Annotated in this window: 16 protein-coding genes and 1 pseudogene; 3 read left to right on the forward strand and 14 right to left on the reverse strand. The window is 41.8% G+C overall.

From position 1 onward, the window contains the following. Positions 1–62 precede the first annotated feature (62 nt). The 3 genes from ACM0OW_RS25005 to ACM0OW_RS25015 form a co-directional block, all read right to left on the reverse strand. Positions 63–1,256, reverse strand: a complete 1,194-nt coding sequence (locus ACM0OW_RS25005) for an AAA domain-containing protein (RefSeq protein WP_414553317.1) — start codon at positions 1,254–1,256, stop codon at positions 63–65. 214 nt (positions 1,257–1,470) lie between these two features. Then, positions 1,471–2,589 carry a ParB/RepB/Spo0J family partition protein gene (locus ACM0OW_RS25010; protein WP_414553340.1) on the reverse strand — a complete coding sequence of 373 codons (1,119 nt, stop codon included), beginning with the start codon at positions 2,587–2,589 and terminating at the stop codon, positions 1,471–1,473. Further along, complete coding sequence (locus tag ACM0OW_RS25015; protein WP_414553318.1) at positions 2,589–3,359, reverse strand: ParA family protein; 771 nt, start codon at positions 3,357–3,359, stop codon at positions 2,589–2,591. Before ACM0OW_RS25015 ends, ACM0OW_RS25010 begins: the two co-directional genes overlap by 1 nt. 380 nt (positions 3,360–3,739) lie before the next feature. Here ACM0OW_RS25015 and ACM0OW_RS25020 point away from each other — a divergent pair, with 380 nt between their 5' ends. Beyond that, the gene (locus ACM0OW_RS25020; RefSeq protein ID WP_414553320.1) at positions 3,740–6,319 is read left to right on the forward strand and encodes a COR domain-containing protein; all 2,580 of its coding nucleotides are present in this window, start codon (positions 3,740–3,742) and stop codon (positions 6,317–6,319) included. Between the two features lie 10 nt (positions 6,320–6,329). Here the strand turns inward: ACM0OW_RS25020 and ACM0OW_RS25025 are convergent, their stop codons facing one another. The 3 genes from ACM0OW_RS25025 to ACM0OW_RS25035 all read right to left on the reverse strand — a co-directional run bounded on the left by ACM0OW_RS25025 (position 6,330) and on the right by ACM0OW_RS25035 (position 8,912). Further along, positions 6,330–7,187 (reverse strand): tyrosine-type recombinase/integrase, encoded by an 858-nt coding sequence (locus tag ACM0OW_RS25025; RefSeq protein ID WP_414553322.1) that lies wholly within the window; start codon positions 7,185–7,187, stop codon positions 6,330–6,332. A gap of 357 nt (positions 7,188–7,544) precedes the next feature. After that, the gene (locus tag ACM0OW_RS25030) at positions 7,545–8,360 is read right to left on the reverse strand and encodes an Rpn family recombination-promoting nuclease/putative transposase (protein ID WP_414553323.1); all 816 of its coding nucleotides are present in this window, start codon (positions 8,358–8,360) and stop codon (positions 7,545–7,547) included. 150 nt (positions 8,361–8,510) lie between these two features. Further along, positions 8,511–8,912: a helix-turn-helix domain-containing protein gene (locus ACM0OW_RS25035; RefSeq protein WP_414553325.1), complete on the reverse strand. Its 402-nt coding sequence runs from the start codon at positions 8,910–8,912 to the stop codon at positions 8,511–8,513. A 146-nt stretch (positions 8,913–9,058) separates the two neighbouring features. On the opposite strand from ACM0OW_RS25035, the gene ACM0OW_RS25040 reads away from it, so the two are divergent. Both ACM0OW_RS25040 and ACM0OW_RS25045 read left to right on the forward strand, forming a co-directional pair. Then, the gene (locus tag ACM0OW_RS25040) at positions 9,059–9,253 is read left to right on the forward strand and encodes a hypothetical protein (protein WP_414553327.1); all 195 of its coding nucleotides are present in this window, start codon (positions 9,059–9,061) and stop codon (positions 9,251–9,253) included. 38 nt (positions 9,254–9,291) lie between these two features. Next, positions 9,292–9,627: a hypothetical protein gene (locus ACM0OW_RS25045; protein WP_414553328.1), complete on the forward strand. Its 336-nt coding sequence runs from the start codon at positions 9,292–9,294 to the stop codon at positions 9,625–9,627. Between the two features lie 318 nt (positions 9,628–9,945). Here ACM0OW_RS25045 and ACM0OW_RS25050 read toward each other — a convergent pair whose 3' ends face one another. From ACM0OW_RS25050 to ACM0OW_RS25085, 8 genes and pseudogenes are all read right to left on the reverse strand, one after another. Next, complete coding sequence (locus ACM0OW_RS25050; protein ID WP_414553330.1) at positions 9,946–10,788, reverse strand: DNA adenine methylase; 843 nt, start codon at positions 10,786–10,788, stop codon at positions 9,946–9,948. Beyond that, positions 10,781–11,641, reverse strand: coding sequence for a HaeIII family restriction endonuclease (locus ACM0OW_RS25055; protein WP_414553332.1), 861 nt, complete (start codon positions 11,639–11,641; stop codon positions 10,781–10,783). The genes ACM0OW_RS25050 and ACM0OW_RS25055 overlap by 8 nt, the downstream gene beginning before the upstream one ends. 215 nt (positions 11,642–11,856) lie before the next feature. Continuing rightward, positions 11,857–13,284, reverse strand: coding sequence for a hypothetical protein (locus ACM0OW_RS25060; protein ID WP_414553333.1), 1,428 nt, complete (start codon positions 13,282–13,284; stop codon positions 11,857–11,859). An 11-nt stretch (positions 13,285–13,295) separates the two neighbouring features. Beyond that, positions 13,296–13,463 (reverse strand): hypothetical protein, encoded by a 168-nt coding sequence (locus ACM0OW_RS25065; RefSeq protein WP_414552825.1) that lies wholly within the window; start codon positions 13,461–13,463, stop codon positions 13,296–13,298. Positions 13,464–13,530: 67 nt separating this feature from the next. Continuing rightward, complete coding sequence (locus ACM0OW_RS25070) at positions 13,531–14,097, reverse strand: hypothetical protein (RefSeq protein ID WP_414553335.1); 567 nt, start codon at positions 14,095–14,097, stop codon at positions 13,531–13,533. 152 nt (positions 14,098–14,249) lie between these two features. Beyond that, a complete protein-coding gene (locus ACM0OW_RS25075) occupies positions 14,250–14,933 on the reverse strand; it encodes a hypothetical protein (RefSeq protein ID WP_414553336.1) in 684 nt (227 codons plus the stop codon). Positions 14,934–14,957: 24 nt separating this feature from the next. Beyond that, positions 14,958–15,179 carry a hypothetical protein gene (locus ACM0OW_RS25080; RefSeq protein WP_414553338.1) on the reverse strand — a complete coding sequence of 74 codons (222 nt, stop codon included), beginning with the start codon at positions 15,177–15,179 and terminating at the stop codon, positions 14,958–14,960. A 171-nt stretch (positions 15,180–15,350) separates the two neighbouring features. Then, positions 15,351–15,667 (reverse strand): annotated as a pseudogene (locus tag ACM0OW_RS25085) (hypothetical protein); the annotation flags it as partial.

Consider the following 15,667-nt stretch of genomic DNA (forward strand, 5'->3'; position numbering starts at 1 on the left):
ACCAAAAGTTGCCAAGACCCTTAATGTGGTTTCAAAATCGCCTTGTTTGCAGTTTGAAGCGTTTATGTTTGCAGTTCGCTACAATTAAACGTTGCCGTAGCCAACCAATCCAGTGCAGCTTGCAAGCGAGGTAAAACTTGGCTATCCACTAACTCCAAAGAACCGCCTGATAAGTAGAAACCGTCAGAGAAGAGGCTGGGTGCAGGGGGAAGAGGGCAGGGGAGAAAGCCTTGACCCTCCGCTTCCTGCTCCTTACTCCCCACCCGTTCCTGGTCAAGAGAGAAATGGCTGGCTAAGAGTTCCTCAACATTTTTGACAGCATGGTTATTCGTGCTAGTAACCAAAGTTAAATTACTTTCATCCTCACCCTTTCTTGCTAATTCCACAGCACGACGTACCACTTGTTGCGCTATCTTATGTAACAACAGTGTGGTCTTGCCATTTCCCGGTGGGCCAATTACCGCAGTAATAGGATTTGACTGGGAATGTTTCAAAGCCAGTGCTTGATAATCATCCGGTGGTGAGTGAGTCAAAGCCCCTAAAAAGAGGATGTCATGCTCAGGTGCAAGTGGTTCTCCAAACAAGTATTCATAAGCCGGATGTCCGGGTCTTGCCCAATTCCAGTTTCTCTGGTCGCTAATTTTCAGAAAATCTTTTTTAAGGTTGTAATTGAAAGGAAAGTAGTCAAAGTCCAACAGATAAGGCAGAAGTTTCGACCGCACAGGAAAGGCTGGTAATTCAATCAGCCCCATAAAATCCTGTAGCGTTTTAAAAGGACGATTAAAAGTAGTTTCCAGAAACACCTTCAACCCTTCCCTAGTAACTAACTCCTCAGCCCCTTCTTCCTCCAACCCGTACCACTGCATCAAATTGGGAATAACAGGCTGAAACTCGTAATCAGTTAAATCCCATCCCCCAGTACGATAATTGCCTGCAAAGATAGGAGAAATATCGATGGTAAACAACGGGCGAAATTGACGGCGATTCGTTTCAATCTCATAAATCTGCGGGAAAGCTACAGCAATTGATGGTAATTTTGGTTGAACTTTTTTCTTTGAGCTTTTAAACGGTTCCTTGAGTTCCTTGAATAAAGACTCATCAAGCAATAATTTATCACCGATTAGATTCACCCCAAACTCCCAGATATTGGGTTGTTCCGAATCGGCAGATTCTACTTTGGCATTACTCAAATTTTCGACTTTGATGAAATCTAACCAAGCATTGAGTAATTCTCGAATCTGTAATCTTTCTGCCATCTCCGTTTCTTCCCCCTGATAACACAGCAACTTGTGCTAAACAAAAGCACTTCCTGCCAAATTACTAAAACTAGGGTGTAGCGGCTAGGGTGTAGGGTGTGGGGGTAAAGAAAAAGTTGAGCAATAAAATTAACATTCTACTCTACACCCAATTGGTTTAAAGCCCCTCAATTTATTGATGGGGATACCCCAAACCTCAAACCCCAAACCCTTCTTACTCATCACCCAGTAACGCTTCCAGCTTGTTTAAAAGGTTTACTAGCTGTTTCTGCTTCCGAGGTTCTTTCCAAAGCTGACGCTTCTTAATGCGCTGGGTGATATTTTTGAGTTGTTCCGGTATTTGGTTAGATGCTTTAGATGAGTCGGGTGATTCAGCCGAAGTGCTGGCTGGGATTTGTTCCTTGATTTGGCTTAAAGACCAGTCCTGAGCTATCGCCTCTGATAAAAGTTGTTTTCGCAGTTCATCATCTTTTACTCGTGCCAGGGCTTGGGCTTTGGTGTATTCTAACTGACCAGAGCGCAGTGCCATTAAAATCTCAGAGGGCAGATTGAGCAAAGGTAAACGCTTGGTGGTGAATGATAGCCAATTCATTAGCCCCAGGCTTTCAAACACCTCTTTTACCGTGAGAAATTGTTCATCATCTAAGTTAGGAGAAACGTTTCTCCTAGATTTTTTCGATTCATCTGACTTAGGAGAAATGTTGCTCTTAGATTCCGTCTTATCATCTCTTTTAGAAGAAATGTTTTCCCCAGATTCCGCCTCATCATCTGAGTTAGGAGAAACGTTTCTCCTAGATTCATTTAATGAATTTTTTGAGTCCTGTTCCCCTTTGTTCTGGGCGTTCTTCATCCGATACAGCAGGGATTTTACAGATTCCGCATCACACCCAAGTCGGATAGCCAACAGGTACAAAATCCCTTCTGTTTCCTCGACAGGATTTAAGTCTTCTCGTTGCAGGTTTTCTATCAAAGCCAACTGAAAAGCTTGGTCATCAGTTAGCTCACGCACAACCACAGGCACATTTTCTAGTCCTACCTCTGTAGCTGCCCGATAGCGTCGTTCTCCTGCCACCAATTCATATTGACCTTCCGCCACAGGACGCACCAACAAAGGTTGGAGAATGCCATGCTGTTTAACTGACGAGACTAATTCTTTTAATGCTTGTGGGTCAAAGTATCGCCTGGGTTGCTGCTCAGGCAGACGAATATCTTTGAGCTTGACAGTAGTTTCAGTAGCACCTGCTGTCTTGACCTCCGGTGAGTCTAACCAAGGTGCTGGGGGTGGGGTGGTAATTTGACCCCCAAAAGGTTTATCAGTTTGCTTACGTCTAATCACAAAGCCTCCAAAGCAAAAGCAATTTCTTTAAGGATAGCGACTATAGAATGTTTAGGGTCAAACACTGCTAGAGGCGCACGTTCTTCTGTAGCATCAACAAAAGCCGTAGCTCTGGGAATGGGGGGAAATATCCGACCCCAAGCTAACAGTTGTGTTTGGATAGCTGCTAATGCGCGTTTATCGGCTGAGTTTTGTTGAGCATACCGCGTGGGAATAAACCCAGCTATTTGAATTTTGCGGTTAGCTTTATTTTTAACGTGGGTAATAGTTTGCAACAATTCATCGGTTCCCTCGAAAGCTTTGAGATGGGTTTCAATGGGGACAAGAACGTGTGTAGCTGCAACTAGGGAGATATAAGAAAGTAATCCTAAACTGGGGGGACAGTCTATAAGGATGAAATCATAGTCATCTAAAACTGGTTCTATGGCTTCCTTGAGGCGCAAGTCACGCATAGCTGCACTGACTAACTGCATTTCGGCTCCACTCAAGACTCGGTTAGCTGGAACCAAGTCCATACCGTGAATGTCCTCATGAATTGGTAAGGGCTGCTCATCGATAATGGCATCAGCAATGGTTTTTTGTAATTGAGATGGTACTACCCCCATGAATTTGGTTAAGCTGGCTTGGGGGTCGATGTCGATGAGGAGGACGCGGTGTTCTCGTTGTGCGAGGTGGTATCCCAAGTTTTGGGTCAGTGTCGATTTGGCGACACCACCCGCCTGATTAAACAGGGCAATAATGCGGCATGGAGAGTCAGATGTTGACACTGGCTTTGGTTCCTAGAAGATACGTTGACGTTGGGTCAATGACGTTGGGTCAATCAACTCGGTTTTTGTTTCCAGTTTATTGAAGTGTATCAGATGAGGAGAAGTTCTAGCTAAGACAGTAATTTTAGCAGTAAACTTAATAGAATCAAGCTACATCAAGTCATTGCTATGACACAAGTTGTTTTGTGGAGATGCGTGAAGCTTTTGAACAAACTGATCAGGTACAAATTTCAACAGTTGATTCTGTACAAATCAAATTATTTAATATTCGTCCTGTTGACAAACAAATTGAACGGTATCCACCACGATGACCCAGTAAAAAGCTGAATCGGCTAATTTCTGACCAATGCTAATTGTCATACCTTCAATATAAGCCATTTATGACAGAGCCAGAATTATTTCAAATCATTCAAAGCGCAGCCAAAAAAGAAGCACGTGAACTGGATCTTGCAGGTCATAGATTAACATTCTTACCACCTGCGATTGAGCAGCTTATTCATCTTGAAACACTCATTTTAGGAAAGTGGGATATAGACGAAGAACAACCGAGGGGAAATAAACTAAAGAGCCTACCCCCAGAAATTGGCAGTCTTAAAAATTTAAAATCCCTCAACCTTAGCTACACTGAGATAACGGAGTTACCCCCAGAAATTGGTCAACTTTCCCACCTGCAAACACTTAAGATTCATTACAGTAAACTAAGTGTTTTACCTCCAGAAATTGGTCGACTTGTTAACCTCGAAAACCTTGATTGTAGCTTCAATAACTTAAGCCGACTCCCGCCGGAGATGGGTCAACTTTATAATCTTAAATCTCTCAATTTACGTAGCAATAATTTAATTCAATTGCCATCTGAGATAGGTCAACTTACCAATCTAAAATCACTTAACTTACGTGAAAATCAGCTGAGTAAGCTGCCGAGAACAATTTTGCAACTTCTCAAGCTGCATACACTTGATATACAAGATAATTTATTACCTGAAATTCCACCTGAAATAGGAATAAAAGGCTGGAAAGCAATTCTCAGTTTTTACGATCAGTTAGAACAATCAAAAGATTATCTATATGAAGCTAAATTGATAATCATTGGAGAAGCCGGGGCAGGCAAGACATCACTAGCAAAAAAAATTCAAGACCAAAATTATTTGCTGCAACATGATGAAGTTTCAACCGAAGGAATTGATGTAATTCAATGGTATTGTCACTTGAACAATGGTAAAGAGTTTCGTGTAAATATTTGGGATTTTGGAGGTCAGGAAATTTATCACTCTACCCACCAGTTCTTCCTTACGAAACGTTCTCTATATGCTTTGGTAGTAGATACCCGTAAAGAAGATACTGATTTTTATTATTGGTTAAGAGTTGTTGAACTGCTTAGTAATAATAGTCCCTTACTCATCGTAAAAAATGAGAAACAGGATCGCCAGCGAGAAATCAACGAGCGTCAATTACGGGGTGAATTTACTCATCTCAAAGATATCCTTGCTACTAACCTCGCCACAAATCGTGGTTTGTCAGAAATCCTTACTACTATTCAATTTTATCTTCATCAATTGCCTCATGTTGGGACAGAGCTTCCAAAAACTTGGGTGCAAGTACGAGAAGTTTTAGAACAAGATCCACGCAATTATATTAGTCTGAATGAATACTTCGACATTTGCACGAAAAATGGGTTTACGAACCAACAAGATAAGCTCCAACTCAGTGGCTACCTGCATGATTTAGGGGTGTGTCTTCACTTTCAAGAAGATGACCTTTTGAATAAGACGGTAATTCTCAAACCTACTTGGGGTACAGATGCCGTCTACAAAGTACTTGATAATAAACAAGTGATTAAAAATCTTGGTAAATTTGATCGCACTGATCTAGCAACCATATGGCATGAAGATCGATACGCCACTATGCGACCAGAATTACTACGACTAATGATGAACTTCAAGCTGTGCTATGAGATCCCTAGTTGCCCAGGCATCTATATTGCTCCCCAACTACTCAGTCCTAACCAACCAGAATATGCTTGGGATAAAACTGATAACCTTTTCTTAAATTATGAATATGAATTTACGCCCAAGGGCATACTTACACGGTTCATTGTCGAGATGCATCCTTGGATTGAGGAACAGACTTGTGTATGGAGAAGCGGTGTAGTTTTGAACAGAGATGAAACCAGAGCAGAGGTGATTGAGTATTACCGTTATCATAAGGGGGAAATCAGAATTCGTTTATCTGGCAAGCGAAGGCGGGATTTATTAACTATTATTAGACATGAATTTGAAAAAATTTACAAATTATATGAACGTTTGAAATACAAAACTCTCGTTCCCTGCAATTGCAAAGAATGCAATTGCAGCCCAATCCCCCACTTTTATCCTTTGAACATACTCCACAAATTTTTGGAAGACAAACAATACCAGATTCAATGTCAAGTCAGTTATCAAATGGTGAGTGTTCAAAGATTAGTTAATGATTTCGACTTTGAGCAACTTCTTCGCAAGTCACCAGTTTATCAACAGCAAAATGCTATAAATGAAGTTGAACTTCAACCTTTCACAGCAATGTCAGATAGTAATAAATACAGTATTAAAGCTGATGTGGTTCAGATTATCGAGAATAACCCAGGGGAAGTTATTGCTAAGAAATATGCTGCTGATCCAGGCTTTGCTGAGGCGTTAACCGAAATCACTCAAATCTTGAAGACATTGCAGCAAAACCATCCAACTGCAAGTGAGGCAGAAGCTCAGGAAATTATTGAGGCAGAATTTGAAGAAATTAGAGTTAATCAACCGACAAAATGGCAAACATTTCGGCGACAACTATTGAATCGAGAACGGTGGTTAAACGGTGGCAAAGCAGCTTTAAGCGAGGCAGCTAAACACTATGTAGATAATAATGTCTTCTACAAAACGGGCTTGGCATTTTTGGATGGTTTTAGTGCATCTGAACCAGATGACCCAATTTAAAGCTAAAAATTCAAAATGGCTCAGACCATCGCTTAACCAAAACCTCCCCAGAACTCCTATCAGGACTTACGTGCAGATATTTACTCGTAGTATCCAAACTCGTATGCCCTAAAGTAGCCTGAACCAAATGCACCGGAACACCTTCATCCAAAGCATGGGTAGCGTGACTGTGCCTAAACCAGTGGGCTGAAACATTCATGGCATTCTCTAATTCCGCCGCCGCCGCCGCCCTTTTCACCACCCTGTCAATATGGGAAGGTGCTAGAGGTCTACCCGCAGCACTGGCAAACACAGGCGCTTCCTTCAACGCTTCACCGCGCAGTGACATTAACTCCAGCCATAGCGACTGGGGGACATGAACTCTACGAGTCCGCCCACCCTTGCCGTAAACATTAATCTGCCCACCACCACCGCGAGAAGCAATCGCATCCTTCCAACGCAACCCGCACAACTCAGACACCCGAATCCCTGTTAAATACAAAGTCTTTAAAATTAACCGATTGCGCTTGTCAGTCGTCGCGGCAATCATCGCATCCACATCCTCCGGCGTAAGAATACGCTCCACCAAAGTATCCTTCGGTTTAGGCAACTTGAACTGCTTGGGAATCGGACTACGAGAAATCGGCGGTTTCTCCAAACTGGTCACATAGGAAAAAAACGCTTTGAGAATGTTGAGATGCTTAACCTTAGTCGTGTCTGCCTCTTGCAAGGAATCTAACCAATCCCGGACGTGACGGATCTGAATGTCAGCAAGAGCCGACACCGAGGTAAAAATTAAGAACTTGCGAATGGTATTGTGATACGATGCGCGAGTTTTTCCGTGATGCACGTCCAACCACTCTTCTACCAACTCAGTCAGCGTTCTCATTCCCCGGACTCGTGTGTGATGAGTAGAAACCTACTATTACATCCCATTATCCCTGGAAAGGTGATCTTTTCGTGAACGACTTCACACACTTAACTCAGGCTTATCAATCGCTCCGCTTGTGATCCTGATTCTCTCGTTGATTGATAAGTTTTACTTAAGTCGCTGACTGCGTGTGCTGGATGCAATACCCAATTTAGGAGCAATTGATATCAACGCTGCCCATCAGCCCCAGTCCCAGATTTTCACCCCTTGTCTACCATCAACGGCAGTTTCCACTAACGTCTATACGGCAGTCTATACCGAAATCAACTGGACATAAAACTTACGTAAACTTGTAAACGCCAATCTCCCGTGCGCTTACTTCTGTGTGTTCTTCTGTGCAGCAAGCCGGACAGCTTCTACATCAACATTGAGTTGTTGAGCAATCTGTTCTACACTCATCCCTGTTTTTAGTAACAGTGGCACAGCTGCAAACAACATTTCAGCTTTCTGTTCTTCCCGACCTTCTTCCCGACCCTCAGCTTTCGCTTCCTGATAAACCCTTGTTTGCTCTAAACTTAGTCCCAGCATAGCTTCCACTTCCTCTCTACTCAACGAAGAAAACTTGTAAACAGCAATCGTGGTGATAATATCTATGATTTCGTTTTTCGGCAGTGCATCCGTTGACTCTAATTGTACCCGCTCAATTAATAGACGAGCTTGTTCTGCCATCCCCTTCTCTGAGGCGATTGTTAACTGCATTAAATTGATGCCTATTGGCAGAGTATTAGGATTACCTAGCTCATCCAAATAAATGCGCTGCACTTGGTCGCTGTTTAAAAATATTCGATGAGTTCTTGTATCGCTTGGTTCCAAAGAGCGTGATGGAAAAATTACCACACAGTACCAGTCATCGTATTCAGATTGATTCCGGTTCAAATACATCATCGACTCGGTAAAGAAGCGATGATACAAAGCTTCATCTCTCTGGAACTGAACTTCGGCAAAAAAGATAACTCTGGGTGTTGCACCCTCTGGAGGTAAAAAAACCCCATCAATGCGAAAGGCGGTTTCTTTCACCTCAACCGACTCAAATCGATAGTTCTGCGCCTGTTCAGGACGGTCATCAACGAGTTCAAAAATTAACGCAGGGAAGCGTTTAAATATTTGGTAATAAATGGAGTCGCGTTTCACTAGAATATCTGAAAAAAGGGTTTATTCGGTTGGTGCAAGATTTGAGATTACAGGGAAACCACCGACTGTAAAGCATCAGCCCTAGCCTAGATTAGCCCAACACACGAGCGCTCAGTCGGCGGTCAAAGGGATTTAAGCTCCACTTTTTACTTATGAAAAATTTGGTGAGAAATCCCGAACAGAATCGTTAGTTAAGGTATTTTCTTCCTGTTGCTCCGATGTGCTTCCTTTTTCTTTTGACTTTTTACTTTCTTGAGAGTTACGAGACTTGAGCTTTTGAGAGAGAGTACCAGGTTCAGGCAAACGATAAATATCTGGACGGCCAGGTTTTGTCTCCTTTAGCACTAAACCTTGTTCAACTAAAGACTTGAGAGTCTTTTGAATAGTACGAACTGACATATCTGTGACTTCCGCAATTTTTGCAAGAGTGGAATAACAAACTCCACGCCTAGCAATGTGACAGATCAAGCGAAACTCAGCAGGCGACAGTCCGGCATCGTCAAGAATTGAGTGAATGAACAGTAAGTTCTTGGGTTTGTTTGCTTCAGCCATAATAGCCCTATTGTAGCACGGTGTGCAATATTTGCCTATGCCTACGTCAATATTGCATGGGTAATTGTAATTTTTTTACCTTCAAACTAATACTAGGCTTAATTTATAGACAGACAAGCTATTCCGTAAATATATCCTAATAAGGATTGCCTTTAAAGGAAATCCCCTTTTTAGAGTTCGGTTTTACTTGTGCTGACGAAATTTTTCTTGAAAATCCTTTTTCCGGTGCTACAATAGAGACAGCAAACTACACCAGAATGCCGGGCAACTTTTGCCGCAATGCAAAACGCCCCTGGACTGCCATCCAAGAGCGCTTCTTCGTGATAGTTAATATTCGCTAACCGGAAACACCTTCGTTCACAATTAGGAAAAATAACATATGTTTGATAACTGTAATAAGCCCAAAACAGAGGCTAATTCAGCCTACATTCATTATACCCCAAATTCGGCGAAAGTGCCATTAGCTGGGGCTTTACGAATCTTGTGTCGGTGGAGTAACAGGCTCAAAAGTATACATTCGGTGATTACCTTGCCTTACTTAGTGTTTAATCTTCTGACTCCCGGAGGTGGATTAAGAACAATGGCAAGTCCGACGCAATGTATTACGTATAATAAAACACAGATTGTTTTTGTTTATGATAACCACGACAAGAATGTTTTAGATGACTTCGTAAAGGATATAGTCGAAAATACAGGTAGCTTGCCTAAACAGTAAGCTCTGTAAATTGGCTTAAAAATGGTGCTATATATTACTTATAAGCACCATTGGAACACTGATAGTAATCAAAAATCAAAAACCAGATATATCCGAGAAATAATTTACGGTAAGAGAAGCACACTTTCCACTCGGACCAAGGTTCACAATTTGACAGAATACTTCTCTCAAGACCCATTATGTTTCTATCGAGTTTTTTTTAGTTTCATCAGAAAAAATATTGCTGTACCATTCTCTAATACGACCACTGCCAGCACCAGTTGGGAGCAGCGCGATTAGTTCATCATTTTTGTAAATTCGCCAGTTCTAACCTGACCCTCACACAACCTCCATGATTGTAGGCAACTTGTATGATTCAACAGGATAGTTAGTGATAAAAAGCTCCTTGCCTTTCTCTGCCTTCTCCTGTTTGTAATTGTTCATCCCGTATTGCAACTCCCATTCATAAATGTAGGCAAAAGAAAAGTGATGCCGCACTTGTTCACAGTTATCGTAAGTAATCAACCATTTATGTGAACACTCCGCCATCAGTTTGGCAAAGCGAGAATGGTCAAAACAGGTATGCAAATCACCTCTCTTACCATAGAGCTTAGATTGAGTCTTGCTGAGATAAGGTGGATCTAGAAAAATAAATACATCTTCCCCAGGTTCAGTAAGTAGGGTGCTGTAGTCGAAGTTAGTCACACTGGTATTAACAAAGCAACCATCCAAAGCTGCTAATCGCTCAATCGAAGAGTCTGTAAACCGACCTTTGAAGGAAGCACCAGAGTAACCGCCACTCTCAATGGTTCCCGAAAACGTGATCCGGTTAAGAACAAAGAACCGCACAGCCCGCTCAAGTGGACTCATATTACTCGGATCTGCGGCGGCGAGAGATTTAAACAAGGCGCGTCCATCTGTTGTCTGATTTTTTACTTTCCAGACTGACTCAACTAGCTCTGGTAGATTAATTTTGACCTGATGCCAAAAGTAATACAGTTCTGGGTTGAGATCATTGACCCAGTAAGACATACTAGGGTACTTCTGTAAAACATGAAAAAATACAGCACCTCCACCAACGAAAGGTTCACGGAATGCCTTAAATGTAGGAGGTAGATAGTGAGCAATTTGAGGAATTGCCTTTTGCTTACCGCCAGGATAACGTAATGGACTTTTAAACATAAGGAATTATCGTAGCAGTCAGCGGATTATTTAGTGCCTTAGTATCAAATTTCAAACTAGGAGAGTTTTTCAGTTGGCTTGATGCGGTATGTAAGCGCATAGAAATTTCCCATCCATTGTCAAAACTCAAATTTACATACTGTTTGTTCACGGTGGCGATAAGGTTAGTAGGCATTTGGATTTCTGCAAACTGCTGAATACTCAGGGTTCTGGCGTGGGTATCAACAATAATTTTGTAGTAATTAACATCACCAACAAGGTATTGAAATAACTGGGTGGTGCAAGTGGAAGCATGGCTATTAATAAATTGGCTAACCAAATTACAGACTGGAGTATACAAATGCTGTTCAATCAAAGCAGACGGTAGTTCGGCAAATAGCTTTGCCTGTCCAATATGTTGCATGAACTCCTGTGTGATTACTCGGTATTGTTGTCTAAACTGCTGCATTTCTACACTCCCCTGAAGGAAACCGCAGTGTTTTGGAGTTGTCCCAGGACGTTGGTGTCTGAGTGCGGTATGGTTGTGCTTGAGTGATAGATTAACTGTCCATGATCTTGAAGTTAAACAAATGTCAGTAACATCATTCTTATTCTGATCTGGTAGTCGATCTACCGTGATTGATGGTTGGTTAGACAACTGAAACTGAGGATTTAGCCACTTGAGCAGCAGTGCATTAGCCGCTTGGGTGAGTTCATTTAAGAGTAATGAATCCAACTGTACCAACTTGCTGGCATCTCTAACTTGATCATTTTTTGCTCTGGCTGTTAGGTTGACTCCAGGGTATGTTTTAATGATCAATTCGGTTATAAGGCACTCTAAGGCGCGACCATGCAGATTTGAAAGGGGTGTCATATTTGTGGAAGACTATGTTTTTCCACAGAGTAACCGATGACCAGCCTCCGCAGTCCGCCCCCGACACTCCGCTATCGCCCAGTTCTTGAAAGAGGTCTAACTCACAAAAATCTGAAAGTTCCTTGAGGGACTAAGGTAATTCACCTGTAATTTGGCGATATTCTTCTCACGCCTTCCGCCAGTAATCATTCCCCACTTTCTTCAGACGATTTACGTTAATCTTCAAAATTGATTGGCTTACCGTTGAAGTGCTGGTAAATACGTTCAGGGTGCATCCAGCTAGGTAATGTCCTCTCCTCATCTTCTAAATTGTTTCCGTTCTCATCTACAAGCCCATAGCGGACAACTACCCTAGACAGTGGTGTTTCACCATTGGCGCTAAATTTCTCTAGTAGGATAGTTCCGGCTTTCCGGGCTGATGCTGTACCATCTGGGAATGATTCATTGGTGGCATTATGGGTGATTCCTAGTAGGTATTCTTTGGCTTTGCGGGTGTCGGTGAGGGACATTTTGAAGAATGCAATTGCACTGTCACCACACAATGATTTTAAATTGGTAAATTCATCACAAATTACCTGCTGCTTTTTGGTAGGCTTCTCCTTAATCCGTTGCAGCCACCTATCACAGCAATCTTCAAAAGCTGTGCTGATTTCATCCTCTGATTCTGCCTTACTGCTGGCTTCTAGCAGTTTCCATACATCCGCATTGTCACCAGTGGCGTGACGGTCGATTAATTGATAAATTGAGGCATCTAGGCAGTATTTTCTGATGAGTGCGATCGCAGCAGCAGTATAAGTCTTGCCTGACCCTTGATTGCCTATAAGCCACAATGGTTTAAGTGAATTGATAATTTTCCACAAATAACCGTCTTCATGGTGTTTCAGGGCATCTATCAAGCTATTTCTCAAGGAATCATTAGGGGATTGTGTAGCAGTTCCCGTGTCACCAGTCGGTTTATTTAATTTGTCTAACTTGCGGTTAGTTTCAGCAGTAGATAACCGATTATCTGCAATAGCCTTGTCAAGTTCTGATATCTGTAACTCGTGACTTTTAAGCGCCACTTCACCTTGTAATTGTCCGTTGATGTGGTCAAGCTGCTGTTCTCCTTCAGTCTTCAATTGTTCGATTGCCCCTACCGTATCCCGTGCAATTATCTCCTTAGTTATTTGTGATTGATGCTGTTTACTAAATGCAGTTAGATCCAGATGATTTGAAACATAAATATCATTTTCCAAAGCTTTTATTTTCAGCAGTGAGAATTGACAATGAATTGCTTTCTCCTGTGTATCTGTGAGTGATTTACTTACACCATACGCGCCAATTAAAAGAACAGTTCCTAGTACACCATAAAGGGGCGCTTTAGGCGATTCTGGAGGAAGTACACGCAGGAATTTCACTTTGCTATCAAAAGTGAAGTTACGCCGTTCCCGGTCGATTATCCAACTAATTCCGCGCTTAATTTGATGACCCTCGCACACGTCAGTATCAGAATTTAAGCAGAATAATGTCTCAGGATATTTGGTAGTGTCCGCAAACAGTGGAAGACATAGCGAAACACCACCAATAAACAAAGCAGTTGATAAGAATGTGGCTGTTCTTCGTTGTGCTTTCAGTTGGTGGTTGAATTGTTCTATCTCTTGCATGGTTCAATTGTTCACTTAATCCATACAAACAACAAAGCCAATAAAAAACTCACAATCATAATTAACTCAATGTGAATCATCCCAGCATTGATGAAATTAATAATGCTTCTATCTATTTGGTTTTCACGCATCCAATCTGCAAGTAATGCCAAATTATAACCAGTGTCGTACAATCCCATGATTAAATAGTTGGCGGATACGATGAACACTAGCACCCCTATGAAATTAGTTAAAAAACCGTTCTTTCTATACATCTGAGTTCCCCTTATTCCTGATGTTTGAAAAGGCTATTAACCCCACCCCGACTACACCAGCTATTAATAGTTCTAAGCCTGGGATTTGAACCCCACTACCCAAGGACTCAGCCGCTTTTATCTCGCTGTAAGTTTCCTTAATGGCTGCATGAGTTTGATAGACTGCACTGCTAATTTTTCGGGTGGAATGCCAGGAAATAACCCCACCAATGGCAAGTTTGGAAATTGCAACCAATGGTTTACTGTGGCGTACCTCCCAACGCTCACTAGATAATTCAAAATTGAAACTTTCGCCAGCATCGATAAGTCCGGGAAGCAATGCACAAATAATGCAAGTTGCAACTATCAAACTAATAGAAACTTGTAGGGTAAATAAGAACCAACTGAGACTGACTGAACCAAGTTGACAGACTAGAAATAACACCCCACTGTCAAGCCGTTTACGCGCTTCTATCTCTTCATACAATTTATTTTCGATGTATTGCAGATATCTCGCTGTGTCTTGGTTTGGTTCTGAGTCTTCAGTATCTAGAAGTTCATCAAGGTGGTCAGGCTGCATAGTAGGATAGGTGGGGTTTTACATACTCAAACCCCAGAAATCTTGACTGTATCAATTTGGGATTTATGATTTTGGATTAACAGATTTTTTCTTTTTTAATCTAAAATCGGCAATCTAAAATTGATTGACAAGCGACTGGGGTTATTTATTGGTTAGAAACCTAGTGCAGTTTTCAGTTGTAGCAGTTTAGCTTTTAGTCCTGGAGATGATTGATAGTCTTTCTCAGGGATAAGGTCATATCTGGCTTTGTCTCCTTTATTCAGTGCTTCGTTTAATTCCTTCTTTTCATACTGTTCATCTGCTGCTATTTGTTTGATTTCGGGTCTATTGGACTGTTCTAATAAACTGGTTTTTTGGTCGATTCCTACCAAGTGTGCATCGATATAGCCCTTAATCTGGGTGTAGTTCATCTGGTATTTGTGGCGTTGTGATTCCGCAGACTTAGAAGCCACAAATTCAGCCGCTAATTCACTCCGGGAATGACCATATTTGGTGTTTTCGAGGGTGGCTTTCATGGTAGCTTTATCAATGGCGAGGGCTGACTTACCAGCTTGAACTAAAATATCGCTAACAGCTTTGTTATAAGCCTCACTTCCCTCTAAAATCTCTCCATATAGCTCGGCAATTTGAGGGGCGAACTCCTTATACATCGACCCCTGACGCGCTAACTCCCCAACTCTTTGGGCTGCTGCTAAATCACCCTGACACGCCTTGTCAAAGTCTGTCAAATCAACACCGAATTTATTCTTAAGCATCGCCCCAATACGACGCGCTTTAGGTGCAACGTGGTTTTTGATTTTGGGTGATTGTGCTGGGTTTAATCTCTTCTGATCCATGATGCTTGATTCCTGTTTGTAGTGTTAATTAGTGAAACCTTGAAGAGCAAAAATATTGATTATGGGAGATTGGGGTAAAGTCTCCCAACGCAGTTCGATTAAAGCTTGCTCGGCATCTCCTAAAGTAACGTCGGGTGCATACTCAACAGACTTAAAATCAGGGTGCTTTTGTATTTTGTTTAGCAGTGCCAGTGATTGGTCAATTAGGTCTAACAGTTCGGGGCTTTGAGCTATTTCTGGAACCATGACGGAACCTCCAAATAAATATTAGGATCTTGAAATTCTCTGTATTCTGGCTTGGTGACTCTATGCCTACTAAATTTGTAGTTATCAAAGGCTACGAGTGCAGCAGCAAGGGATGAAATTATCAGAATGATGGATATGGCTTTTGAAGGGTTAAAACTGATTACAAAGCTTTTATCCTGCCTTACTTGGTGGGAGTGCAAATACTTTGAGGGCTTGTCTTGTTTGTTGGCGAAAGCGTTCGGAACCGCTTTTGATATCTTGGCTTATGCTCCTTAATCCATCATTTAGCAGTTCGGAATTTTCAGCGTCCAGATTGTGAATTGTCTGTTTAACTTCTTGCACAATATGTTTAATTTTCTGCCTACTCAAAGCTGCTTTGTGCTGGACAAAGGCTGTAATTGCAGTTTTTATCTCCTCCAGTTCATCATCTGAGTGGGAGCAACGCGATTTTGTGAAGTCGGAGAAAAAACAAGCGATCGCAAAAACTG

Origin of the sequence: Anabaena sp. CCY 0017 (assembly GCF_963920885.1) — a bacterium.
Classification (GTDB): domain Bacteria; phylum Cyanobacteriota; class Cyanobacteriia; order Cyanobacteriales; family Nostocaceae; genus Nodularia.

Excerpts from the sequence above, each read along its gene's own strand:
- ACM0OW_RS25065 (WP_414552825.1), bottom strand. The coding sequence starts at position 13,463 with ATGGGATTGTACGACACTGGTTATAATTTGGCATTACTTGCAGATTGG.
- ACM0OW_RS25045 (WP_414553328.1), top strand. The coding sequence starts at position 9,292 with ATGTTTGATAACTGTAATAAGCCCAAAACAGAGGCTAATTCAGCCTAC.
- ACM0OW_RS25055 (WP_414553332.1), bottom strand. The coding sequence starts at position 11,641 with ATGACACCCCTTTCAAATCTGCATGGTCGCGCCTTAGAGTGCCTTATA.
- ACM0OW_RS25050 (WP_414553330.1), bottom strand. The coding sequence starts at position 10,788 with ATGTTTAAAAGTCCATTACGTTATCCTGGCGGTAAGCAAAAGGCAATT.
- ACM0OW_RS25075 (WP_414553336.1), bottom strand. The coding sequence starts at position 14,933 with ATGGATCAGAAGAGATTAAACCCAGCACAATCACCCAAAATCAAAAAC.
- ACM0OW_RS25025 (WP_414553322.1), bottom strand. The coding sequence starts at position 7,187 with ATGAGAACGCTGACTGAGTTGGTAGAAGAGTGGTTGGACGTGCATCAC.
- ACM0OW_RS25060 (WP_414553333.1), bottom strand. The coding sequence starts at position 13,284 with ATGCAAGAGATAGAACAATTCAACCACCAACTGAAAGCACAACGAAGA.
- ACM0OW_RS25070 (WP_414553335.1), bottom strand. The coding sequence starts at position 14,097 with ATGCAGCCTGACCACCTTGATGAACTTCTAGATACTGAAGACTCAGAA.
- ACM0OW_RS25080 (WP_414553338.1), bottom strand. The coding sequence starts at position 15,179 with ATGGTTCCAGAAATAGCTCAAAGCCCCGAACTGTTAGACCTAATTGAC.
- ACM0OW_RS25035 (WP_414553325.1), bottom strand. The coding sequence starts at position 8,912 with ATGGCTGAAGCAAACAAACCCAAGAACTTACTGTTCATTCACTCAATT.
- ACM0OW_RS25020 (WP_414553320.1), top strand. The coding sequence starts at position 3,740 with ATGACAGAGCCAGAATTATTTCAAATCATTCAAAGCGCAGCCAAAAAA.
- ACM0OW_RS25005 (WP_414553317.1), bottom strand. The coding sequence starts at position 1,256 with ATGGCAGAAAGATTACAGATTCGAGAATTACTCAATGCTTGGTTAGAT.